This is a genomic window from Pseudomonas sp. TNT2022 ID1044, from assembly GCF_028656895.1.
GTDB lineage: Bacteria > Pseudomonadota > Gammaproteobacteria > Pseudomonadales > Pseudomonadaceae > Aquipseudomonas > Aquipseudomonas reinekei.
In genome coordinates this window covers 161,032-183,096 of sequence record NZ_JAMDHB010000025.1, presented here as the reverse complement: position 1 = coordinate 183,096, position 22,065 = coordinate 161,032, and the positions used below count along the sequence as shown (strand labels likewise).

Below are 22,065 nucleotides of genomic sequence, written 5' to 3'. Positions count from 1 at the left end.
AAGGCAGGGTGTCTACCTGGTGCGTCGTCACCGCCGGATCGCGACGGGGTCAAGCCCGCGCAAGGAGAGTGCTGAAGCGCTGTCGAAACGGGTCAATCAACGGTCGATCTGAGCCCGTGGCGTCTGTGCGGAATTCTCTGTCGATTTTCCGGTGGAGACGTTCCGCCACCGGCCTTAAGCTCAACCCATGAACCTACACAGCACGCTACTTCCGCCCCATGCCGAGATGGTCCGCGCCATGCTCGACCGTGACACCGCCTACGAGGGGGTGTTCTTTACTGCGGTCAAGACCACCGGAATTTTCTGCCGCCCCAGTTGCACGGCGCGCAAGCCGAAACCGGAGAACGTCGAGTTCTTCGCCCACGCCGATGAATGCCTGTCGGCGGGCTACCGCGCCTGCTTGCGGTGCAAGCCACTGGACGCCGCCGCCATTGCGCCGGACTGGGTGCAGACGCTGCTCAAATCGGTAGACGCCGACCCCGAACAGCGCTGGACCGATGCCCAACTGCTGGCCGAAGGTATCGAGCCATTGAAGTTGCGCCGCTGGTTCAAACAGCATTTCGGCATGACCTTCCATGCCTGGCTGCGCACCCGACGCCTGGGCATGGCATTGGGCGGAATCAAACAGGGCGATTCCATCGACAGCGCGGCGTTCGACTCCGGCTACGAATCCCTGAGCGGCTTTCGCGATGCCTTTCAAAAGTCCTTTCACATCACCCCGGGACGCGTCGCCAACAGCGAGCCACTGCTGTTCACCCGCCTGACCACGCCACTGGGGCCGATGATCGCCATGGCCGAACGCCGTGGCCTGGTGCTGCTGGAGTTTCTCGACCGTCCGGCGCTGACTCGGGAAGTCGAAGAATTGCAGAACCGCTATGGCTACGCCGTGGCACCCGGACACAACCTGCATCTGCAGCAAATCGAACAGGAGCTGGCGCTGTATTTCAGCGGCCAACTGAAACACTTCGAAGTGGCGCTGCACCTGCCCGGTAGCGAATTCGCCCGGCAGGTATGGGCTGAACTGGCAACCATCCCGTACGGCCAGACCACCACTTACGGCACCCTCGCAGCCAGGCTGGGCAAGCCCGGAGCCAGTCGTGCGGTGGGCCTGGCCAACGGGCAGAACCGTCTTTCGATTGTCGTGCCTTGCCATCGGGTGATCGGTGCGGACGGCTCGCTGACGGGCTATGGTGGAGGACAGCCGCGCAAGGCGTTTCTGCTCAGGCTGGAGAGCGCCGCGAGTCAGATCACCCGGCAACTGGCCTTCTGATCGCACGCTGCCTTCGTCAGCCCGCAAGGATGTTTGATGCCCGAGCCCTATTTACCCGCCACCCGGTTCCTCGCGTCCATCGACGACGACTGGCAACGCCATGTCGCCGCAGTCGGCCCGTGCCTGCATCAACCCCACGCTGCGCGCGATCCCTATGAGTCGCTGGTGCGGGCGATTGCCTACCAGCAACTGCACGCCAAGGCGGGTGATGCGATTGTCGGCCGGATGCTCGCGTTGTTTCCCGGGCAGTCATTCCCCCGACCTGAACAACTGGTTGCCACCGATTTTGACCGGATGCGCAGCTGCGGCTTTTCCGCCAGCAAGATCGCGACCATCCAGGGCATTGCCCAGGCCGCACTGGGTGGCGTGGTGCCGGATTACGCCACGGCGCAGGCGATGGACGATGAAGCGTTGATCGAACGCCTGATCACCCTGCGTGGCGTGGGTCGCTGGACGGTTGAAATGCTGTTGATCTACAGCCTGGAGCGCCCGGACATCCTGCCCGCTGACGACTTTGGGGTCCGAGAGGGTTACCGCCGGCTCAAGGGTCTGGAGGTGCAGCCGACGCGAAAACAGATGATCGAGATCGGCTTGGCGTGGAGCCCTTACCGGACGGTGGCTGCGTGGTATTTGTGGCGAGTGGCGGGCAGGTAGGCCGCGTTATCGTTATTCGCCAGCAAGCTCGCTCCCACAGGGGATTGCGTTCCTGATGCAGGAGCGGGCCAGAATGAGAGTGAACGCTGACGTTATGCGGCTGCCGGCACACCACTATGAAACCGGAACTCTACATCCGCCGACTCGATCAGTTCCTGCTCAGCCGCGCGAACCCTGTCGATCACCTGGGCGATATCCTTGGCGTCCCCATACTGGTAAGCCAGCTTCAGATACCCCTGGAAGTGCCGGGCTTCGCTTTTCAGCAGGCCGAAATAAAACTTGCCCAGTTCCTCGTCCAGGTGCGGCACCAACGCCTCGAAACGCTCGCAGCTACGGGCTTCGATGAACGCGCCGACCACCAGCGTATCGACCAGTTTCACCGGCTCGTGACTGCGCACCACTTTGCGCAAGCCCGACGCGTAACGCCCGGCGGACAGCTGGCGCAGTTCGATCTTGCGCCGCTTCATCAAGCGCATGACCTGTTCGTGATGCACCAGTTCTTCACGGGCCAGCCGCGACATCATGTTGATTAAATCGACGTGGGAGTGATATTTGGCTATCAGGCTCAGCGCGGTGCTGGCAGCCTTGAATTCGCAATTCTTGTGGTCGATCAGCAAGGTTTCCTGATCGGCCAGCGCGGCCTGGATCCAGCCGTCAGGGGTGCGACAGCCAAGGAACTCGTGAATTTCGGGAAGGATCATGTGGCCCACGGAATAAAGGTTCAAAACGAAGGGCGCCGATTATACCGGCCTGTCGGCAGACCACCAGCTACCAACCGTTGATATGCATCAAGTCGCCGAATGGCGGGCAAGAACTATAGTTGTGCAACGCCATGCTTTAACTTCTTCAGGAGATCCCGATCATGCAAGCCATTCGCAGCATTCTGGTGGTCATCGAGCCCGAGCACTCGGAAAGCCTGGCGCTCAAACGAGCCAAGTTGATTGCCGGGGTGACCCAGGCGCATTTGCACCTGCTGGTGTGCGATCCCAAGCACGACCACAGCGGCATGCTGGGCGTGCTCAAGGCTGCGTTGGTGGCGGACGGCTACAGCGTCACCACCGAACAGGCCTGGAATCAGAGCCTTCACGACACCATCATCGACGTGCAGCAGGCGGAAGGTTGTGGCCTGGTGATCAAACAGCACTTCCCTGACAGCCCGCTTAAAAAAGCGCTGCTCACCCCCGCAGACTGGAAACTGCTGCGCCACTGCCCTACCCCGGTGTTGTTGGTGAAGACTTCCGGTTCCTGGAAAGACAAAGTGATTCTGGCGGCCATTGACGTCGGCAACATGGAAAGTGAGCACCGCCATTTGCACGCCACCATCATTGATTACGGCTATGACATCGCCAGCCTGGCCAAAGCGCATCTGCACGTGATCAGTGCTCATCCGTCACCCATGCTGTCGGCGGCCGACCCGACGTTGCAGCTCAGCGAAACCATCGAGGCGCGCTATCGCGAACAGTGCAAGGCGTTTCAGGCGGAGTTCGACATCGACAACGAACACTTGCACATCGCCGAGGGCCCGGCGGATGTATTGATTCCGTTCATGGTGCACAAACTGCAGGCGGCCGTGACGGTCATTGGCACCGTGGCGCGTACCGGTTTATCGGGGACATTGATCGGTAATACTGCGGAAGTGGTGCTTGATGCGGTGGAAAGCGATGTGCTGGTGCTCAAGCCTCAGGAGGTCGAGGATCACTTGGAGGAGTTGGCAGTCAAGCATTGAAAAGGGACAGCCTTTGTGGCGAGGGAGCTTGCTCCCGTTGGGTTGCGAAGCCCCCTTGCGTGCTGACAGATACACGTTGCCAGCTCGTTTTGCGACGGCGGCGACGCCCGGGCGGGAACAAGCGCCCTCGCCACAGAACCGGGGTTCAGCCGCCAAACGCATCCTTGAGGAAACCCGGCGCAATGTAGCGCTGGTAATGCGCCTCGGAGAGCAGGAAAAACTCGCGGTCGATCGCGTCGCGCAATTCCGGCAGGTTCCAGTCGCGGAATTCGGGCAGCAGCACCATCCCGTAGGCTTCCAGGTTGTTGATCACCCGCGCACCCCGCGCGATCAACTGGTAGGCCCAGCAATATTCCGACTGATGGGGCACAAAGCGGATCTTGCGTTGTTCCAGCTGCGTGCGGAGCAGCGCCGGGTCGAAAATCTCCACCTTGGCCGCCATTACCTGGGACAAAAGCTGCTCAAGACGCAGCCACACCGCGCGCTTTTCTTCCTCGTTGTAACCGTTCCAGTGAATCACTTCATGGTGGAACCGCTTGCAGCCACGGCACACCAGGTCACCGTAAACAGTGGAGCAAAGGCCGACGCACGGCGTCTTGATGGTCTGATTGGGCATAGGTAGGCAAAACGCGAAAAAGCAAAACAGGCCGGCATGTTAGCCCTTTGTCCGATAATCATCACCCCTCAAAATCAAAGGGTCAGGGTCAATGGACCTCTGCCGGGCGTCACCACCAAAGTCCAATAAACCCCGACTTACCTTTAATTTTTTTTTGCCGTAGAATCAGCCTGCCTTTTTAGGCGCCAATGTCCGTTAGAAGCTGTTTTCAAAGCGTCACGAGCACAGTCGTTCCTTCAGAGCGGTGTTGGCGAGGGGTTTTTCCAGCGGGGAAAAGCCCAACGCCAACCCTCATCAGCTCCCGTTCTGCAGGCGTAAAACTTTGAAAGCAGCTTCTGTAAGGAATTGTCGGTAATTCTGGCTAAGTGGCCCACAACGCCATGCAGCGCATGAGTACGGCAATTTCGGGATGAGCGTCCCGGACACCCATTTGGGACCACTGATGAGGGTAATAACTGTGCTTGAAGCCTACCGCAAACATATCGAAGAGCGTGCAGCACTGGGTATCGTTCCCCAGCCGCTTAACGCCGAACAAACTGCAGGCCTGGTCGAGCTGCTGAAAAATCCCCCGGCTGGCGAAGAAGCATTCCTCGTTGACCTGATCACCAATCGTGTTCCGCCTGGCGTGGACGAAGCAGCCTATGTAAAGGCCGGTTTCCTGTCTGCCATCGCCAAGGGCGAAGCCAAGTCCCCACTGATCGACAAGAAGCGCGCTGTTGAACTGCTCGGTACCATGCAGGGCGGCTACAACATCGTGACACTGGTGAACCTGCTGGACGACGCCGAACTGGCGCCAGTAGCTGCCGAAGAACTCAAGCACACCCTGCTGATGTTCGATGCCTTCCACGACGTCGCTGAAAAAGCCAAGAACGGTAACGTTCACGCTCAAGGCGTGTTGCAGTCCTGGGCTGACGGCGAGTGGTTCAAGAACCGCCCTACCCTGGCCGACAAGATCAGCCTGCGCGTATTCAAGGTCACTGGCGAAACCAACACCGACGACCTGTCCCCTGCTCCTGATGCCTGGTCCCGCCCGGACATCCCGCTGCACGCCCTGGCCATGCTGAAAATGGCTCGCGACGGCATCGTGCCTGACGCACAAGGCGTCACCGGTCCGATGAAGCAGATCGAAGAAATGCGCAACGGCGGTTTCCCTATCGCCTACGTCGGTGACGTAGTTGGTACCGGTTCTTCGCGTAAATCGGCCACCAACTCGGTTCTGTGGTTCTTCGGCGACGACGTTCCTTACGTGCCGAACAAGCGTGCCGGCGGTTTCTGCTTCGGCAGCAAAATCGCTCCGATCTTCTACAACACCATGGAAGATGCCGGCGCACTGCCAATTGAATTCGACGTATCCAACATGCACATGGGCGACGTGATCGACCTGTACCCGCATGCTGGCAAAGTCTGCAAGCACGGCACCGACGAAGTCCTGACCACCTTCGAAATGAAGACGCCGGTCCTGTTGGACGAAGTTCGCGCCGGCGGCCGTATTCCGCTGATCATCGGCCGCGGCCTGACCGAGAAGGCTCGCGCCGAACTGGGTCTGCCAGCGTTCGACCTGTTCAAGAAGCCTGAAGCCCCGGCTGAAAGCACCAAGGGTTTCACCCTGGCACAGAAAATGGTCGGCAAGGCTTGCGGTCTGGCAGAAGGCCAAGGCGTACGTCCTGGCACCTACTGCGAACCGAAGATGACCACCGTAGGTTCTCAGGACACCACCGGTCCAATGACCCGTGACGAACTGAAAGACCTGGCGTGCCTGGGCTTCTCCGCTGATCTGGTGATGCAGTCCTTCTGCCACACCGCGGCCTATCCAAAGCCGATCGACGTGACCACCCACCACACCCTGCCTGACTTCATCATGACCCGCGGCGGCGTTTCCCTGCGTCCGGGCGACGGCATCATCCACTCGTGGCTGAACCGCATGCTGCTGCCGGACACCGTGGGTACTGGTGGTGACTCCCACACCCGTTTCCCGATGGGCATCTCGTTCCCGGCCGGTTCCGGTCTGGTGGCGTTCGCCGCTGCCACCGGCGTCATGCCGCTGGACATGCCGGAATCGATCCTGGTGCGCTTCAAAGGCAAAATGAAACCTGGCATCACCCTGCGTGACCTGGTTCATGCCATTCCTTACTTCGCCATCCAGAACGGTCTGCTGACTGTCGAGAAGAAGGGCAAGAAAAACGCCTTCTCCGGCCGCATCCTGGAAATCGAAGGCCTGGAAGGCCTGACGCTGGAACAAGCTTTCGAGCTGTCCGACGCCTCGGCCGAACGTTCGGCTGCCGGTTGCACCATCAAGCTGTCGAAAGAGTCGATCACTGAGTACCTGCAGTCCAACATCACCCTGTTGCGCTGGATGATCGGCGAAGGCTACGGCGATGCACGTACCCTGGAACGTCGTGCCCAAGCGATGGAAGCCTGGGTCGCCAACCCTGAGCTGATGGAAGCCGATGCCGACGCCGAATACGCTGAAATCATCGAAATCGATCTGGCCGACATCAACGAGCCTGTGCTCTGTGCGCCGAACGATCCGGACGACGCTCGCCTGCTCTCCAGCGTCGCTGGCGAGAAGATCGACGAAGTGTTCATCGGTTCGTGCATGACCAACATCGGTCACTTCCGCGCTGCTGGTAAACTGCTGGAACAGGTCAAGGGTCAGCTGCCAACTCGTCTGTGGCTGTCGCCGCCGACCAAGATGGACGCTCACCAACTGACCGAAGAAGGCTACTACGGCATCTACGGCAAGGCTGGCGCGCGCATGGAAATGCCAGGCTGCTCGCTGTGCATGGGTAACCAGGCACGTGTAGAGCCGAACTCGACTGTTGTGTCGACTTCGACCCGTAACTTCCCGAACCGTCTGGGTGACGGCGCGAACGTCTACCTGGCTTCGGCCGAGCTGGCGTCCGTGGCCTCAATCATGGGTCGCCTGCCGACCGTCGAGGAGTACATGGAATACGCTGGCAAGATCGACAGCATGGCGGCTGATGTTTACCGCTACCTGTCTTTCGACCAGATCGCCGAGTTCCGTGAAGCTGCAGCGAACGCCAACATCCCGGTCGTTCAAGCCTAACGTTACAACGCAATAAAAAACGCCGCCCATCGTGAGATGAGCGGCGTTTTTTTATGCCGTGAGTTTTAGCACTGAAAGCTTTTTGTGGATCATGCGCTCAACGAATAGATCAACGCTGTAATCGCCACCAGGCCTACCGCCGTCACGAAGACGTTGGAAGCCTGACCACGATAACGCGCCATGGCCGGTACCTTGCGGATCGCGTACATCGGCATCAGGAACAGGATTGCCGCGATCACCGGGCCGCCCAGGGTTTCGATCATGCCGAGGATGCTCGGGTTGAGCGTGGCTACGATCCAGCACACTACCAGCATGAACGCGGCAGTCATGCGGTCCAGGGCCTTGGCGGACGGACGCATGCCGCTCTTGACGATCAGGCCCTTGAGACCTTCGCTGGCACCGATGTAGTGGCCCAGGAACGACTTGGAAATGGCCACGAAAGCAATCAACGGCGCGGCGAAGGCGATGGTCGGGTTGCTGAAGTGGTTGGCCAGGTACGACAGGATCGACAGGTTCTGCGCCTTGGCTTCAGCCAGTTGCGCTGGCGACAGGGTCAGCACGCAACTGAAGACGAAGAACAGCACCATCACCACCATCAACAGATGGGCGCGGGACAGGATCTGCGAGCTGCGTTCCTCGGCGTGTTCGCCATAACGACGCTTCTGGTCGACCGCAAACGCCGAGATGATCGGCGAGTGGTTGAACGAGAACACCATCACAGGAATGGCCAGCCACAAGGTGTGCAGCAGCGCCGACGGCGCAGGCACCTGGCTGGCGGTGGCGAGAATGCCGCCGTTCCAGTGTGGAATCAGGTACACCGCGAGAAACAGCAGCGCGACGATGAACGGGTAAACCATCAGGCTCATGGCCTTGACGATCATTTGCTCGCCGCAACGCACCACGGCCAGCAGGCCGAGGATCAGCACCAGCGACAACACGGCGCGCGGTGGCGGCGTGATGTGCAATTGATGCTCAAGGAAACTGCCCACGGTGTTGGTCAGTGCCACGCTGTAGATCAGCAGGATCGGGAAGATCGCGAAGAAGTACAACAGGGTGATCAGCGCGCCGGCCTTGATGCCGAAATGCTCTTCCACCACGTCGGTGATGTCGGCGCCTTCGCGACCGGACAGCACGAACCGGGTCAGGCCGCGGTGTGCGTAGAACGTCATCGGGAACGCCAGCAGCGCCAGGACCAGCAACGGCCAGAAGCCGCCCAGACCTGCGTTGATCGGCAAAAACAGGGTACCTGCACCAATCGCCGTGCCAAACAGGCCCAGCATCCAGGTGGTGTCTTGGCGATTCCAGCTGGAAAGCGTCGCTGGTGTCGTTTCTACATAGCGTTTGTTGACGCTATTGGCCTGATCATTCATCCGGTGGGATCTCCACATTCCGGTCACTTGCCACCCGGCCAAAACGCGTCGGAATACCCGACAGGCAGCGCTCTGGCCGAAACAGGGGCGCGATTGTCCGGGATTAGTGAACAGAAGCAAAGACTTAGGTGAGGAACGGTGGTACCAACTCGAGTTTATGAGGCGCTGATGTCCCTGTGGGAGCGGGCTTGCTCGCGATGACTGCGGCGTATCCAGCCCTTGATAACCTGACACACCGCTATCGCGAGCTCGCGCCTTGTGACGTGCAATGCCTGTGGTCGCTTTTCATCAGCCAGCCCTTGTTAAAGGTTTGCCGTCATGTATTTTGAATACACCTGTATTTGTTCTGGAGTCTGCCCATGCCGCTGGTTCGCGTCGACATCAAAAAACAGCAGGATCCCACCTACGCCAAACGTATCGGGCAGTTGATCTATGCCGCTCTGCGCAGCGCCATCGACGTGCCGGAAAACGATAACTTCCAGATCCTCAACGAACATGATGAACAGCACTTCATTTTTGACCCGCAGTACTTGGGCATCCAGCGCACCGATAACCTGGTGATTATTCAGATCACGCTGAGTGAAGGACGAACGCTGGAGAAGAAGAAACTGCTCTACAAAACCATCGTCGATGGCCTTAATGCGCAACTGGCCGTGCGTGCGGAAGATGTTTTCATTAATCTGGTGGAAGTGAAGAAAGAGAACTGGTCGTTCGGCAATGGCATTGCCCAGTACGCCCTCTGACATTCAAACCTGATAACTGTGAGTGCCTGATGCCCCGAGTTTCCCGCAAGCAAGCCGACCTCAATCGCGAAATCATCGTCGAGGCCGCCACGCGGCTGTTTCGCGAGCGCGGCCTGCATGGCATCAGCGTGGTTGATGTGATGGCTGCGGCCGGCCTGACCCATGGCGGGTTCTATGGCCACTTCGAATCCAAGGAAGCGCTGGCCAGGGAGGCCAGCGAACGGGCATTCAATCAGGTGGGAACACGCTGGCGGGAACGCGCCGCCTCGGGCGAGGACAAAGCTTCGTCACGTCGCGCCTTGATTGAACCGTACCTGTCCGCTCACAGCCGGGATAATCCCGGGGACAGCTGCCCGGTGGTGGCCTTCGCCGGCGACATGTGCCATGAAAGTGCGGATAGCGGCTTGCGCGAGCCGTTCATGGACGGCCTGAACAGACTGCTCGACTCCTTCAGTCAACTGATGGAGTCGAGTGATCCCGGCGAAAATCGCCAGCAGGCACTGGTGCAGTATTCGATGATGGTCGGCGCCCTCACACTCGCCCGCGCCACCCGTGGCGAAGCCTTATCGGATGAAATCCTCGAAACGGTGTGCCGTTATCTGACCGCAGCAAAACCCGACGCCCCTTCTCCCGTCTGAATTGCCAAGAGAAAACCCTCGCAGGCCTCGCCAGCTCCTACACTCAGGAGCGCGGCGGCAAGGACGTTCAGCATTGGCCATTGCCAAAAAGCCTCGCCGCCAGCAATCTCAAGTGACGTTCGAGCCCGATTTTGCGATGCACACAGGAGCCAAGCATGCCCGCAACCGTTCTGGTACTGGTGGAAACCATTAATGATTACCTGCCCATCCTCGAACACCAGGGGTTTCACCTGATCCTGGCCCCGACCCCGGCCGAACGCGCTGCCGCGATTGCCCGACACGGTGGCCAGATCGACGCGGTGCTGACCCGCGGCCCACTGGGGCTATATGCCGATGAAATTGCCGCCCTGCCCGTCCTCAAGATCATTTGCGTGATCGGTGCCGGCTATGAACACGTCGACCTGCACGCCGCGGCCGACCGTCACATCACCGTGACCAACGGTGCCGGCGTCAACGCCTCTTCGGTGGCTGACCACGCCATGGCGCTGCTGTTGTCGCTGGTGCGCGATATTCCCCGCTGCGATGCGGCCGTACGCCGGGGTGAATGGCCAAAGATCATGCGCCCGTCGCTGGCCGGCAAACGCCTGGGCATTCTCGGCCTTGGTGCGGTCGGCATGGCCATTGCCAAACGCGCCAATGCCGGTTTTGACATGAGCGTGTGCTATCACAATCGCCAGCATCGCAGCGACTTGCCTTACACCTTCTGCTCGACGCCCACCGAACTGGCGCGCGCCTCGGATTTTCTGATCGTCGCCACGCCAGGCGGGATCGGCACCAAACACCTGATCAACCGACAAGTGCTCGACGCGCTTGGGCCGAAGGGTTTCATCGTCAACATCGCCCGGGCCAGCGTGATCGTCACGGCTGACCTGGTGACGGCACTGGAGCAGCGTCGGATCGCCGGCGCCGCACTGGATGTCTTCGATCACGAACCTCAGGTGCCGGATGCGCTGAAATGCCTGAACAACGTGATCCTCACGCCCCACGTTGCCGGGCTTTCGCCAGAAGCGACCCAAGGTACGGTAGAACTGGTGGGCAAAAATCTGGTGGCGTATTTCTCCGGGCAACCGGTGCTGACGCCCATCGAGTTACCCCTGCCGACCGTCATCCAGCAGGTTAATTGAAGCACTCGCAGGCACATTCAAATCATCAACCCCGCTGCGTGCGGCGGGCGTTGTGCCAGATTAGGCCCTGAGCAAGCTCGCTCAGGGGGAGCGTGTGTGATCTGAAATTTCAGCGCCGCTTGAGGATCTGGTCCATCACCCAATCGGTTTTCAGCGCCTCCCCGGCCACCGCCGGATGCTGCGCGTCACCGCGGATATGCGCATTCATACCCAGCACATGGTGCCATTGAATATGGGCGTGATGCTCGATGTTCAAACTGAGTTGTTCGTCTGCCTGCAGCTCAACCGGATGCTCATCGAACACTGAAAAACTGATCCGGCCCTTGCTGCCAATCACCTCGACCCGGTCTTCGCGGCGGTCGGCAACAAAATTCCAGCACCCCATGCCCATCGCGCCCGAAGCGAATCGCCAACTGGCGCTGACGGCGTCTTCGGCGGCATACAAACCGGCTTGCCGCCCGGTAAACCCGGCGACGTCAACGATGTCGCCCAGCAAGTACTGGAACAGATCAAAACCATGACTGGCCAGATCGGCGAAATAACCACCGCCGGCAATTGCCGGGTCGGTTCGCCAATTGCCGATGCCCTGCAGATCCGTTGCCGAGGGCGCCTTGGTGAGTGTCCAGGTCAGGTGCCGGACTTCGCCGATTCGGCCTTGCTCCAGCCACTGTCGCACTTGCTGAAAGCGCGGCAGCGAACGTCGATAGTAAGAAACGAATAGATGCAGCCCGGCATCGACAAAGGCCTGGTGCATCTCGCGGCTTTGCCCGGCGTTCAGCGACATCGGCTTTTCGACGCAGCAATGCTTGCCGGCAGCAGCCACTTTCAGCGCATAGGCGTGGTGACTGTCGGGCGGCGTGGCGATGTACACCGCGTCCACTTCCGGATCGTTGATCAGGGCATCGACATCGGTGTAGACCCGCTCGATCCCGTGGCGCGCCGCATAATCGCTGACCGCCTCCAGGCGCCGCCCCATCACGGCCACCAGCGCCGAGCCAGGTGCCTTGTAGAAGGCTGGCCCGCTTTTGAGCTCGGCGACGCTGCCGCAACCGATCATGCCCCAACGCACCACGTTCATAATCACTCCCTGAGGGTTAGCCGATGTTCAATGCACGCAAGTTCAGTCGACCGTCTTGCAATGGCGGGCACCAGTAGTAACCGCCGGTGATCGGGCGACTGATGCGGTAGAGACCGTCAGTGATGCCGTCCTCCAGACCGCTCATGCGGCGCAACTGGACTTCGAAGGCATCGAGGGAAAAACCGAAAGCAAGAAACATCAGGCCGGCGCGTTCGTCTTCGATCCATGGCATCGAACGACGGACCACGAACGCCTCAGGCGCAAAGCTTTCCTGGGCGGTGCGTTTGACGTGGGCGGAGATCGGCGCGTCATCGATTTCTTCGTTGTCGCTCAGACGGCGCCCCATGATGTCGTCCGTTTCATGGGACGGCATGGCGTGAAAACGCTTGAGGTCATGCTGCCATTGCTGGATCGCGGCGAAACTGCCGCCCACCGTACCGTCAGCGCCGTCGCTGACCAACGCGGCAGCCAGAGCGGCTTCGTCGCGAGGGTTTTCGGTGCCGTCTTCATAGCCGGTCAGGTCGTGGCCGTCGCGGTGACGGAAGCCTTCAGTCACCTGCACCAGGCGCAGGGCCGGTGCCAGCGCGGCTTCAAAGGCTTTGCTGCGATTGAGCAATTCGCCACGATCCGTTCCGTGCAACCAGCACCACAGCGCCTGTTGTGTCGACGGGTTGTCGACGCCCACGCCGGTCAACGCCGGGAACACGCGCAAGCCTTTGATGTTGCCCTCCAGCGCCTTGACCAGGGACTCACCGAAACCGACCACCGCCGATTTGCCGTCCACCAGTTGCAGCAGTTTATCCAGCGCCGCCGGCAGTTCAGCGGCGGACTCCAGGGCGAAGAACATATGACGGGCGTGAGGCGGAACTGGGGTGGCGAGAATGCCCGGCTGGTAATGACTCATATGAACTCCTTGATAAAGAGCGCGAAGTTTAACCGCAGCACCGACCGTTGTGTGCTCCGAGGCCAAAAGTCGCATTTCAAGATCCGGGCAAACCGGTCTACGCTTGAGGCACAAGATCCAGATCCCCGCCCCTCTATTCTGCCCGTCGCCACTCGAATGACTTAAAAAACCGGGTCATCAGGGCGTATAACCTTTGAAGCGATTTCCGAACGGCAAGCCATCAGCGTACGGCTGACATCTCACACGGGGTAGCGACATGAGCACAGCAGATCTCCTTGGCAACCTGTTTCCCGAGGCTGGCAACATTCCGGAAAAATACCGTCTCGACGGTCCGACCGAGCAGCGCGAATACCTGGTCGATGGCGTCCTCAAAACCTGGCCGGGCCCCCTCGCCCAGGTCCGCAGCCCGGTGTACCTGAGCGGCGCCAATGGCGACGAACAAGTGATCCTCGGCAGCACGCCACTGCTTGATGCCGAAACCGCTCTGACCGCCCTCGACGCCGCCGTCCGCGCCTATGATCGCGGCCAGGGCTTGTGGCCGACGATGCGCGTGGCTGAACGTATCCAGCACGTCGAAAGCTTTCTCGCGCGTATGCGGGAGCAACGCGACGCGGTGGTCAAATTGCTGATGTGGGAAATCGGCAAGAACCTCAAGGATTCGGAAAAAGAGTTCGACCGCACCTGCGATTACATCGTCGACACCGTCAACGCACTCAAGGAACTCGACCGCCGCTCCAGCCGTTTCGAGCTGGAGCAAGACACCCTCGGCCAGATCCGCCGCGTCCCGCTCGGTGTGGCGTTGTGCATGGGACCTTACAACTATCCGTTGAATGAAACCTTCACCACGCTGATCCCGGCGCTGATCATGGGCAACACCGTGGTGTTCAAACCGGCGAAGCTCGGTGTGCTGCTGATTCGGCCATTGCTCGAAGCCTTCCGCGACAGCTTCCCGGCCGGGGTGATCAACGTGATCTACGGCAGCGGCCGGGAAACCGTCAGTGCGCTGATGGCCAGCGGCAAGATAGACATCTTCGCCTTCATCGGTACCAACAAAGCCGCCAGCGACCTGAAAAAACTCCACCCCAAACCCCACCGCTTGCGTGCCGCCTTGGGGCTCGATGCAAAAAACCCCGGCATCGTCCTGCCAGAGGTGGACCTGGACAACGCGGTCAACGAAGCGGTCACCGGGTCGCTGTCGTTCAACGGCCAGCGCTGCACCGCGCTGAAAATCCTGTTTGTCCACGAAGACGTGGTCGACTCATTCATCGAGAAATTCAACGCCAAACTTGCCACCCTCAAACCCGGCATGCCATGGGAAAGCGGCGTAGCCCTGACGCCGCTACCGGAGTCGAGCAAGGTCGACTACCTGCACTCGCTGGTGGCCGATGCCGTCAGCAAAGGCGCCAAAGTGGTCAATCCCAATGGCGGCGAAGCCCGGGCGTCGTTCTTCTACCCCGCCGTGCTGTACCCGGTGACCCCGCAGATGCGCGTTTACCAGGAAGAACAGTTCGGCCCGGTGGTGCCCATCGTGCCGTACCGTCATCTGGACACGGTGATCGATTACGTCCTGGAATCGGACTTCGGCCAGCAATTGAGTATCTTCGGCACCAACCCGGTAGCCGTCGGCCGCCTGGTCGACACCTTCGCCAACCAGGTCGGGCGCATCAACCTCAACGCCCAGTGCCAACGCGGCCCGGACACCTACCCGTTCAACGGACGCAAGAACTCCGCCGAAGGCACCTTGTCGGTCCACGATGCGTTGCGGGTGTTTTCGATCCGCACGCTGGTGGCGACCAAATTCCAGGAGACCAACAAAGACCTGATCAGCGAGATCATCAGTGGGCGCAGTTCGAGCTTTTTGACCACTGACTACATCTTCTGAGGAGCGCGAAACTGAGCACATCGACCTCACTTCGCCTGCCACCCCTGTTGCGCCGCTTATTGCGTCCACTGCTGGACCCGTACCGACGCTATCGCCATGCCCGGATGATCCACGCGGTACGTGTGTCGCTCGGGCTATTGGCGTCAATCCTGCTGACCACCGGCATCAACCTGCCCCACGGTGAGTGGGCGTCGGTGACGATGCTCGTGGTAATCGGCGGCTTGCAGCACCATGGCAACATTGGCAAAAAAGCCGCCGAACGTGCCGTCGGGACATTGATCGGTGCGGCGGTCGGTCTTGTTTTGGTGGTGCAACAATCCTGGCTCGGCATGCCGTGGCTGACTTACTTCGCGATGGCGGTGGTTTGCGGATTTTTCTCGTACCACGCGATTGGCAAGGGCGGATACACCGCACTGCTGGCCGGCATTACCGTGTTCATTGTCGCGGGGCATGGTGACAATCCCGTCTCTGACGGACTGTGGCGTGGGGTCGACATCCTGATCGGCATTGCGCTGGCCCTGGCGTTCTCCTTCGCCCTGCCGCTCTATGCGGTCTATTCCTGGCGTTACAACCTGGCTGATGCCCTGCGCGATTGCGCAACGATCTATGGGCGCATCATCAATGGCCAACCCGTCACTGACGACGAACATCTGAAACTGATGGGGCGCCTGAATACAGTGATGGTGCAACAGCGTTCACTGATGCCATCGGTATCAAAGGAGGTCAAGATTTCGATGAACGAACTCGATGCCATTCAGCGTCATTTGCGCTTGTGCGTCAGCACCCTGGAGATTCTTGGCAATATCCGCCCCGGCGCGGACGACCCCAAAGCCCTGACGCCAATGCAAGCGGCGTTATCCGCCGAACACAGGCAGATCCGCGTGCAATTGATTGGCATGGCTCGGGCACTGAAGTCCGGCGTGATCCACCGGCTGAGTCGGCCCATGGAGTTGCCGATCGTCAGCCTCGATGCGCCGGTCTACAAGCCCCTGGATGGTTACCGTTTATTGACGCAGCAACTGGCTGCCAACATTGGCGAGATGCGCCAGCGACTGGCGAAAACCGCGCCGCGCTGGAACATCTGATTTATTGCGTTACCGTGCGTCGAAACTTCAGGCACCAACCCTGCTGCATACCCGCAGCGGCGAGCAGTATCGCGGCGACTCCGACCCATTGCAGCAACTCCAGACGGTGGCCAAAGGCGAACCAGTCGACGAAGATCGCCGCGATCGGATAGATGAATGACAACGCGCCGGTCAATGCGGTCGGCAGCTTCTGGATCGCGCCATACAACAGCACGTACATCACGCCCGTGTGCACGATGCCCAGCGTAATCAGGCTGGCCCACGCACTCGGCGATTGTGGCAAAGCCGAAAAGTGGGCAAACGGCGCGAGTAACAGCACGCCGGTGCTGACCTGAATCAGCGCGATCAGATGCGGTGGCGTGCCCGTCAAGCGCTTGATGATCAACGCGGCAATCGCGTAAAGAAAGGCTGCACCCAACGCCAGCGCAATGCCCAGCAGGTATTCGTTGCCAATCTCGCCCTGCCCTCCATGGGCACTGACAATCGCCAGCATCCCGAGAAACGACACACCCAGCCACGCCATTTTTGTCAGGGTGATTTTCTCGTTGAGGAACATCGCCGCAAGACCTACCAGCATGAACGGCTGAACGTTATAAACGGCGGTGCCGATGGCAATCGAGGCGCGAGAATAGGAGGCGAACAACAGCACCCAGTTGCCGACAATTGCCCCACCACTGAGCACGGCCAGCAGGAAGGTGGTGCGGGTCAGAATCCCGGGACGCAGGAAGCCAAACGCTGCACATATCAGCAGCAAAGTGCCGGCCCCGAACACGCAGCGCCAGAACACCACATCCAGTACCGGTTGCCCTGAAACCAGCACGAACCAGCCGATGGTTCCGGAGATCAGCATGGCGGCGGTCATTTCGAACGAGCCGTGACGTATTGATTTGTCCATCTTCAAACTCCCTTGTTGATGGGCAAATTATGCCGATCAGCCGAGGCGCCTCTCCAGCGCAAAAATAAGGATAAACTCGGTATCTGCCTTTTATGCGAAGGCATTTTCGACAATCTGCCTAATAGAGGTTTCGTCATGACTGATGACATCGATCAGGTTCTGATCACGGCACTGATGGAAGACTCGCGACGCTCGCTCAAGGCCCTGGCGCAAATCAGCGGTTTGTCTTCACCCAGCGTTGCCGAGCGCCTGCGGCGCCTCGAAGAGCGTGGTGTGCTCAAGGGTTACACCGTGGAAATCGACCCGAAATATTTCGGTTACCAATTCCAGGCCATCGTGCGCATACGCCCGCTACCAGGCCAGCTGCAGGAGGTGGAACGGCAAATCATCGCCATACCCGAGTTCACCGAGTGCGACAAAGTCATCGGCGACGACTGCTTCATCGCGCGCCTGCACGTACGCTCGATGGAACAACTGGACACCCTGCTCGATCGCCTCAACACCTACGCGGAAACCAACACCGCCATCGTCAAGAAAACCCCGGTCAAGCGCCGGTTGCCGCCGATGGCCTAGGTGATAATTGATCTTGATTGATGCAAACTGACGGTCGATTCGACAAAGGACTGGCGGTATGAAAATTCAGGCAACGCTATTGGCGGCTTTGATGCTCACGGGATGCGGCACGGTCCAGACGGTGGTGCGCGGTGATGAGGTGGCGGCGAAAAGTCTCAAGGAGCAAAAGAGTTACTGTGGCGCCATTCCGCGGATCTACAGCGGTGTCACCTACGACTTTTGTGCATTGAACGCCCCGCTGCAAAATGGACGGGATGCCGACAAGCATGACAGTGCTCCGGCCATCGTACTGCTGGACGTGGTCGTTTCCGGCGCGCTCGACACCCTGCTGCTGCCCTATACCATTTACCGTCAGCAGGCCGATGGCAGCATTATCATCAACGAGTAATCCTGAATTGCAGCCAATAAAAAACCCGCCGAAGCGGGTTTTTTTGTCAGTGCCGATGATCAGTCATCGCGGCTCATGATGCCGAACAGCTGCAACAAGCTGACGAACAGGTTGTAGATCGATACATACAGGCTGATGGTCGCCATGATGTAGTTACGCTCGCCGCCATGGATGATGGCGCTGGTCTGGAACAGGATGCAGACCGAGGAGAACAGCACGAAACCTGCGCTGATCGCCAGTTGCAGGCCACTGATCTGGAAGAAGAAGCTCGCCAGCGTTGCACCCAGCAGCACGAAGAAGCCTGCAGTGATGAAACCGCCGAGGAAGCTCATGTCCTTGCGGGTGATCAGTACGTAAGCCGACAAGCCGCCGAACACCAGTGCCGTCATCGCGAATGCCGAGCTGACGACTTCAGCGCCGCCCTGCATGCCCAGGTAACGGTTGAGGATCGGGCCGAGCAGGAAACCCATGAAACCGGTCAGGGCAAATGCCGACACCAGGCCCCAGGCGGAGTCACGGAGTTTGTTGGTGAGGAAGAAAAGACCGTAGAAGCCGATCAGCACCACGAAAATATTCGGGTAGCCAACACGCATCTGCTGGGCAACGAAAGCCATTACACCGCTGAATGCGAGGGTCAGGGCGAGCAAGCCGTATGTGTTGCGCAGGACGCGGCTAACCTCTAGCTGCTCAGCCTGCACGCTGTTATTAACTGCGTAATCCTGTTCGCGCATGGCGACACTCCTGTTGGTTTGAAACGTTCAGTCGCAAAGATCATAACAGACGCCCTGTAACAAGCTATGCAGAGAGTTTGACAGTGTGTTTCATTCAGGTATTATGGCGCCCGCAACGCAAACGGAGGTGTGGCCGAGTGGTTTAAGGCAACGGTCTTGAAAACCGTCGACTGTAACAGGTCCATGAGTTCGAATCCCATCGCCTCCGCCATATTTGTACCGACAAAGCCCTGATTTTTCAGGGCTTTGTCGTTTCTGGCGTTTGGAGAAGATGTTGACTCACGCCATGTGTTCCATAACTATTTTTGAAGTGTTCCATAACTAGCGTCCAATCCCCCTCTTCCGGCGTCCTACCGACCGTTAAAAAACCTTCATCTAACACGGTGCTACGCTGACCTCATAACTGAGTATCCAGTCGTGCCGAACTCAGACCTGCTCCCTTCCCTGCTCTACAAAATCAACGAGAATCAGCTCGCCCTAAAAGCCGCCATCATGGAGCTCACGCTTTGGCTGAGAAACGCGGAGCGACCGAGGTCGGCGGAAATGTGCGCGGCGCGCTGGAAGCGATCAATCGGAACGAGGAATTCATCAAGATGACGCTCGCGGTGATGATGACGCCGGAGTGAAGGGGCCTTCCCCGTGCGAACCAGAAGGCGCATCTTCGACCTTTCAATTGCCACTACCGATCCAGCAAGAAATCACAGCGGTGGTTATTGCTGGTTCAAGGATATGACCTTTAGCCGCCATGCAAGCGATAATTTCAAATGGCTTAAACCCGTGCTTTCCCTGGCAATCCCCAAGCTCGTGAGCCAGAGTTCCACCTCCGCTGGCTAGTAGGCAGGCCACAAAGTTGAATGTATTAGGGTCGAATTTTGTTAGCGATATATTCGATATTGTCTTAGTTAAGGTCAAAGACCCGCAAAGTCGCTCCTCATGTTCGACCGTGAATTCGATTACAACCGAGTCATCAGTTGCGGTTCCCGTAACCGCCAGCTTAAATTTCTGATCTTCGTAGCCTGTGCCGCCCGTAAAATTCGTTGCCCAGATCTCCATGCGCACCTCCACGTTTAAACTACGGTTTCAGTTACTCCGAAAAGATAGTCGAGATCATTCGCCAGAGAGACCCTCTCGTCGCCTCAGTTCATTCCAGCCCGGTTCAAGACCAGCTTTCACCTAGAGCCCCCTCCTACCTGACTCCATTGATTTCCTTTATGTACGCCTGGCACGCAGCCAACGCGATCAGTCCTCGGTCGCCTTCATCGGTGATGGCGACAATTCGTTGAGCATGCGCTGGGTCAAGTTCGGCTCGAAGGGCTCCATGATCCACGCCGCCGGCGCCGGCGGTGGCAGGCACTGAACAGCCACCGGCTGACCCCTGGGCGAGGAAGACTGACAGCCGCAGATCAGAAGTGGCAAGGCGATCGCGCAGGCGAGCCTGGGCTTTTTGGGCATTGGTCTAAGTCTCATGGTGGGATTGGTCGCTGGCCGCCTGGCGCTGCTAGAGCGCCAGGTGCTTGTCCTGAACGGCCTTCTGCGCAGCGGCGCCGACCATGGCCAACTGATTGAGGGTGTCGGTGTGCAACCGCGACTGTTCGGCAAGCTGGGCGCTGTATCGCCAGCCCTGAACCGTCCAAGCACTTATGGCCCCGAGCATCACCAGCGCCAGTGCATCGGCAACCTTCCACGCCAGGGGGCTCAAGGCACATCCTTAAAGAAGACGTGCCCGCCCAGCTTCAGTGTTTGTTTCGCCTTCGCTGCCCACGCCGGCGGCGTCTTCATGGCAATCGCGTAATAGTGCCTGGCACCGCCGGTGGGATCGGGCACCTTGCCGTCGATCACTTGGTCGGCCACGACTCGACACTGCGCTAGCTCCCAGAACGGGATCTGCTTCAAGCCAATCAAGAACTGATAGTTGTTCGCCTGACGGGTTGATTGGCGAGGACGGTGGTGTTGAGTCGAAATGCCCATTCAATGAGACCGTCCATGTCCGCACCTGACTCGAAGGCATGCCCGAGGAACACAAGCCGCAGGTGCAGGGCTGCATGTTCGTCACAGGCCGGGAATGGTGGGATTTTCTGTCGTTCGATCCGCGCCAGGATGAAGACTGCCGCCTGTACATCGAGACCATGAAGCGCGATGAAGAATACATCGCAATGCTTCACCAAGAGCTGGTCCAGTTCAACCTGGAGCTTGGTCGGATGGTTGATGAAGTCGCGGACAAAGCGCGGGCGCAAGCCCATCGCTTAGGAGCTTGATCATGATCAGCAACCTCAAATATGACATCGAGTTTCGGCGCGAGAAGACTCAGGAGCTTTCCCGCCAAGTCGAACAGCACATTGCTGCCGGCGGCCGACTCTCCAGGTCGGAGCCTGCGCACATCAATCCACCGCTTGCCGAGCGCTCGACGAAGATTGATCCCGAGACCGTCCTCAAGCGCAAACCCAAGCGCTTGAATTTGGCTGAGCGCAAGGCGCTTCGCAAATTGGCGGACTCACTATGAAAGTGCGCAAGCCCAACAACATGCGCGCCCGGATCGAGCGTTCGTGTCGGGCGCTGCTCAGCACCAACCACGTTGCAGTGGTGAACATCGATCCCAGTGGCCGTCAGGGCATGATCAACTGGAAGAACTGCAAGAACATCCCGCCCGGCCAGCGCATCGCGGATGCAGTGTGCGATTTTGCCCACCGCTGGACGATCTACCTCAGCGTCCAGTGCCGCGATCAGCGGGGACACCGCTACACCAAATCGGTCGAGGTCGCTCCCCAGGGCAACTACCTGGCCGCGCACCTCGAAGACTTGATCGAGGAAACCTACAAGGACCTGGTCGCGGAGAGCAATCCGAACCACCGGGTCGCGTCGGGCTGGATCGCCATTCCTGCCAGCAACATCGAAGAGGTTGATCATGGCAAAGAGTGGGCGGGAACGATCAGCAAAAGCCGCGGAGAAACGAGTCGAGTACGACGAGAAGGAGTTGCGGCACAGGGTCAGGCTCGGTACCCGGCAGAAACTTGATGGACTTATGGCCTGGAACGGCATAACGGAAATGAGCGAGGAGGTGCTTAACCTGATTTTGAACGCTCATGCGCTCGGTCCGACGTTGTCATTTCAAGCGATAGACAGTCCGCGCCACAAAGTACAGATAAGCGAAAACGTGGCGCGGATGTTTCGGAATGAAAGCATCGCGGAGATGCCTGCAATCAATTGCCTCGGCTGAGCTGCAGGTTTTGGCTCGTACATTCAGTGGTGCTAACAGTCCCCATGAAAGCATTCATCTTCACAGCGCACTTCTCAATGTTCAGACCATTACGCCCATCACTTGAG

The 22,065-nt window shown here is 59.1% G+C and carries 23 protein-coding genes, 1 tRNA gene and 4 pseudogenes; 18 read left to right on the top strand and 10 right to left on the bottom strand.

Annotation, left to right across the window (positions count from 1 at the left end; all coding sequences use genetic code 11):
• Window positions 1-13: 13 nt before the first annotated feature.
• The 3 genes and pseudogenes from M5G20_RS30380 to M5G20_RS26165 form a co-directional block, all read left to right on the top strand.
• Window positions 14-112 (top strand): annotated as a pseudogene (locus tag M5G20_RS30380) (arsenical resistance protein ArsH); the annotation flags it as partial.
• 75 nt (window positions 113-187) lie between these two features.
• The gene (locus M5G20_RS26170) at window positions 188-1,270 is read left to right on the top strand and encodes a bifunctional transcriptional activator/DNA repair enzyme AdaA (protein ID WP_273921554.1); all 1,083 of its coding nucleotides are present in this window, start codon (window positions 188-190) and stop codon (window positions 1,268-1,270) included.
• A gap of 36 nt (window positions 1,271-1,306) precedes the next feature.
• Complete coding sequence (locus M5G20_RS26165) at window positions 1,307-1,924, top strand: DNA-3-methyladenine glycosylase family protein (RefSeq protein WP_273921553.1); 618 nt, start codon at window positions 1,307-1,309, stop codon at window positions 1,922-1,924.
• 92 nt (window positions 1,925-2,016) lie between these two features.
• Here the strand turns inward: M5G20_RS26165 and M5G20_RS26160 are convergent, their stop codons facing one another.
• Window positions 2,017-2,625, bottom strand: a complete 609-nt coding sequence (locus M5G20_RS26160) for a tRNA-(ms[2]io[6]A)-hydroxylase (protein ID WP_273921552.1) — start codon at window positions 2,623-2,625, stop codon at window positions 2,017-2,019.
• A 161-nt stretch (window positions 2,626-2,786) separates the two neighbouring features.
• On the opposite strand from M5G20_RS26160, the gene M5G20_RS26155 reads away from it, so the two are divergent.
• The gene (locus M5G20_RS26155; RefSeq protein ID WP_273921550.1) at window positions 2,787-3,650 is read left to right on the top strand and encodes a universal stress protein; all 864 of its coding nucleotides are present in this window, start codon (window positions 2,787-2,789) and stop codon (window positions 3,648-3,650) included.
• Between the two features lie 145 nt (window positions 3,651-3,795).
• Here M5G20_RS26155 and M5G20_RS26150 read toward each other — a convergent pair whose 3' ends face one another.
• The gene (locus M5G20_RS26150) at window positions 3,796-4,266 is read right to left on the bottom strand and encodes a DUF1289 domain-containing protein (RefSeq protein WP_056854460.1); all 471 of its coding nucleotides are present in this window, start codon (window positions 4,264-4,266) and stop codon (window positions 3,796-3,798) included.
• A 457-nt stretch (window positions 4,267-4,723) separates the two neighbouring features.
• On the opposite strand from M5G20_RS26150, the gene acnB reads away from it, so the two are divergent.
• Complete coding sequence (gene acnB / locus M5G20_RS26145) at window positions 4,724-7,333, top strand: bifunctional aconitate hydratase 2/2-methylisocitrate dehydratase (protein ID WP_273921672.1); 2,610 nt, start codon at window positions 4,724-4,726, stop codon at window positions 7,331-7,333.
• Between the two features lie 89 nt (window positions 7,334-7,422).
• Here acnB and M5G20_RS26140 read toward each other — a convergent pair whose 3' ends face one another.
• Window positions 7,423-8,703 (bottom strand): serine/threonine transporter, encoded by a 1,281-nt coding sequence (locus M5G20_RS26140; RefSeq protein WP_273921549.1) that lies wholly within the window; start codon window positions 8,701-8,703, stop codon window positions 7,423-7,425.
• A gap of 359 nt (window positions 8,704-9,062) precedes the next feature.
• Here M5G20_RS26140 and M5G20_RS26135 point away from each other — a divergent pair, with 359 nt between their 5' ends.
• The 3 genes from M5G20_RS26135 to M5G20_RS26125 all read left to right on the top strand — a co-directional run bounded on the left by M5G20_RS26135 (window position 9,063) and on the right by M5G20_RS26125 (window position 11,208).
• Complete coding sequence (locus M5G20_RS26135; protein ID WP_150734395.1) at window positions 9,063-9,446, top strand: tautomerase family protein; 384 nt, start codon at window positions 9,063-9,065, stop codon at window positions 9,444-9,446.
• A gap of 29 nt (window positions 9,447-9,475) precedes the next feature.
• On the top strand, window positions 9,476-10,084 hold the full coding sequence (locus M5G20_RS26130; RefSeq protein ID WP_273921548.1) for a TetR/AcrR family transcriptional regulator: 609 nt from the start codon (window positions 9,476-9,478) through the stop codon (window positions 10,082-10,084).
• A 155-nt stretch (window positions 10,085-10,239) separates the two neighbouring features.
• Complete coding sequence (locus M5G20_RS26125) at window positions 10,240-11,208, top strand: 2-hydroxyacid dehydrogenase (protein ID WP_273921547.1); 969 nt, start codon at window positions 10,240-10,242, stop codon at window positions 11,206-11,208.
• 109 nt (window positions 11,209-11,317) lie between these two features.
• Here the strand turns inward: M5G20_RS26125 and M5G20_RS26120 are convergent, their stop codons facing one another.
• The gene (locus M5G20_RS26120; RefSeq protein WP_273921546.1) at window positions 11,318-12,286 is read right to left on the bottom strand and encodes a Gfo/Idh/MocA family protein; all 969 of its coding nucleotides are present in this window, start codon (window positions 12,284-12,286) and stop codon (window positions 11,318-11,320) included.
• 16 nt (window positions 12,287-12,302) lie between these two features.
• Complete coding sequence (locus M5G20_RS26115; RefSeq protein ID WP_273921545.1) at window positions 12,303-13,190, bottom strand: Dyp-type peroxidase; 888 nt, start codon at window positions 13,188-13,190, stop codon at window positions 12,303-12,305.
• A gap of 256 nt (window positions 13,191-13,446) precedes the next feature.
• On the opposite strand from M5G20_RS26115, the gene M5G20_RS26110 reads away from it, so the two are divergent.
• Together M5G20_RS26110 and M5G20_RS26105 are read left to right on the top strand one after the other, a co-directional pair.
• Window positions 13,447-15,072 carry an NADP-dependent glyceraldehyde-3-phosphate dehydrogenase gene (locus M5G20_RS26110; RefSeq protein WP_273921543.1) on the top strand — a complete coding sequence of 542 codons (1,626 nt, stop codon included), beginning with the start codon at window positions 13,447-13,449 and terminating at the stop codon, window positions 15,070-15,072.
• Between the two features lie 44 nt (window positions 15,073-15,116).
• The gene (locus tag M5G20_RS26105) at window positions 15,117-16,157 is read left to right on the top strand and encodes an FUSC family protein (protein ID WP_273921671.1); all 1,041 of its coding nucleotides are present in this window, start codon (window positions 15,117-15,119) and stop codon (window positions 16,155-16,157) included.
• Between the two features lies 1 nt (window position 16,158).
• On the opposite strand, the gene M5G20_RS26100 is transcribed toward M5G20_RS26105, so the two are convergent.
• Window positions 16,159-17,052, bottom strand: coding sequence for a DMT family transporter (locus tag M5G20_RS26100; protein WP_273921541.1), 894 nt, complete (start codon window positions 17,050-17,052; stop codon window positions 16,159-16,161).
• Between the two features lie 135 nt (window positions 17,053-17,187).
• On the opposite strand from M5G20_RS26100, the gene M5G20_RS26095 reads away from it, so the two are divergent.
• Window positions 17,188-17,625: an Lrp/AsnC family transcriptional regulator gene (locus M5G20_RS26095; protein ID WP_150734403.1), complete on the top strand. Its 438-nt coding sequence runs from the start codon at window positions 17,188-17,190 to the stop codon at window positions 17,623-17,625.
• A 58-nt stretch (window positions 17,626-17,683) separates the two neighbouring features.
• A complete protein-coding gene (locus M5G20_RS26090; RefSeq protein WP_273921540.1) occupies window positions 17,684-18,013 on the top strand; it encodes a YceK/YidQ family lipoprotein in 330 nt (109 codons plus the stop codon).
• A gap of 59 nt (window positions 18,014-18,072) precedes the next feature.
• Here M5G20_RS26090 and M5G20_RS26085 read toward each other — a convergent pair whose 3' ends face one another.
• Window positions 18,073-18,744 carry a Bax inhibitor-1/YccA family protein gene (locus M5G20_RS26085; RefSeq protein WP_008006561.1) on the bottom strand — a complete coding sequence of 224 codons (672 nt, stop codon included), beginning with the start codon at window positions 18,742-18,744 and terminating at the stop codon, window positions 18,073-18,075.
• Between the two features lie 123 nt (window positions 18,745-18,867).
• On the opposite strand from M5G20_RS26085, the gene M5G20_RS26080 reads away from it, so the two are divergent.
• Window positions 18,868-18,955 (top strand) — tRNA-Ser (locus M5G20_RS26080).
• Window positions 18,956-19,161: 206 nt separating this feature from the next.
• A pseudogene (locus tag M5G20_RS26075) lies at window positions 19,162-19,370 on the top strand (hypothetical protein).
• A gap of 43 nt (window positions 19,371-19,413) precedes the next feature.
• Here the strand turns inward: M5G20_RS26075 and M5G20_RS26070 are convergent.
• From M5G20_RS26070 to M5G20_RS26060, 3 genes and pseudogenes are all read right to left on the bottom strand, one after another.
• Entirely contained in the window at window positions 19,414-19,797 is a 384-nt protein-coding gene (locus tag M5G20_RS26070) for a hypothetical protein (protein WP_273921539.1), read from the bottom strand.
• A gap of 133 nt (window positions 19,798-19,930) precedes the next feature.
• A pseudogene (locus M5G20_RS26065) lies at window positions 19,931-20,398 on the bottom strand (lysis protein).
• A 41-nt stretch (window positions 20,399-20,439) separates the two neighbouring features.
• A pseudogene (locus tag M5G20_RS26060) lies at window positions 20,440-20,658 on the bottom strand (cell wall hydrolase); the annotation flags it as partial.
• Window positions 20,659-20,750: 92 nt separating this feature from the next.
• Here M5G20_RS26060 and M5G20_RS26055 point away from each other — a divergent pair.
• The 4 genes from M5G20_RS26055 to M5G20_RS30375 are packed head-to-tail and all read left to right on the top strand — an operon-like array spanning window position 20,751 to window position 21,958.
• Entirely contained in the window at window positions 20,751-20,999 is a 249-nt protein-coding gene (locus M5G20_RS26055; protein ID WP_273921538.1) for a hypothetical protein, read from the top strand.
• Window positions 21,000-21,001: 2 nt separating this feature from the next.
• Window positions 21,002-21,244 carry a hypothetical protein gene (locus tag M5G20_RS26050; protein WP_273921537.1) on the top strand — a complete coding sequence of 81 codons (243 nt, stop codon included), beginning with the start codon at window positions 21,002-21,004 and terminating at the stop codon, window positions 21,242-21,244.
• Window positions 21,241-21,756: a hypothetical protein gene (locus M5G20_RS26045; protein WP_273921536.1), complete on the top strand. Its 516-nt coding sequence runs from the start codon at window positions 21,241-21,243 to the stop codon at window positions 21,754-21,756. The genes M5G20_RS26050 and M5G20_RS26045 overlap by 4 nt, the downstream gene beginning before the upstream one ends.
• 7 nt (window positions 21,757-21,763) lie before the next feature.
• Window positions 21,764-21,958 carry a hypothetical protein gene (locus M5G20_RS30375; RefSeq protein ID WP_443218328.1) on the top strand — a complete coding sequence of 65 codons (195 nt, stop codon included), beginning with the start codon at window positions 21,764-21,766 and terminating at the stop codon, window positions 21,956-21,958.
• The last annotated feature ends 107 nt before the right edge of the window (window positions 21,959-22,065 follow it).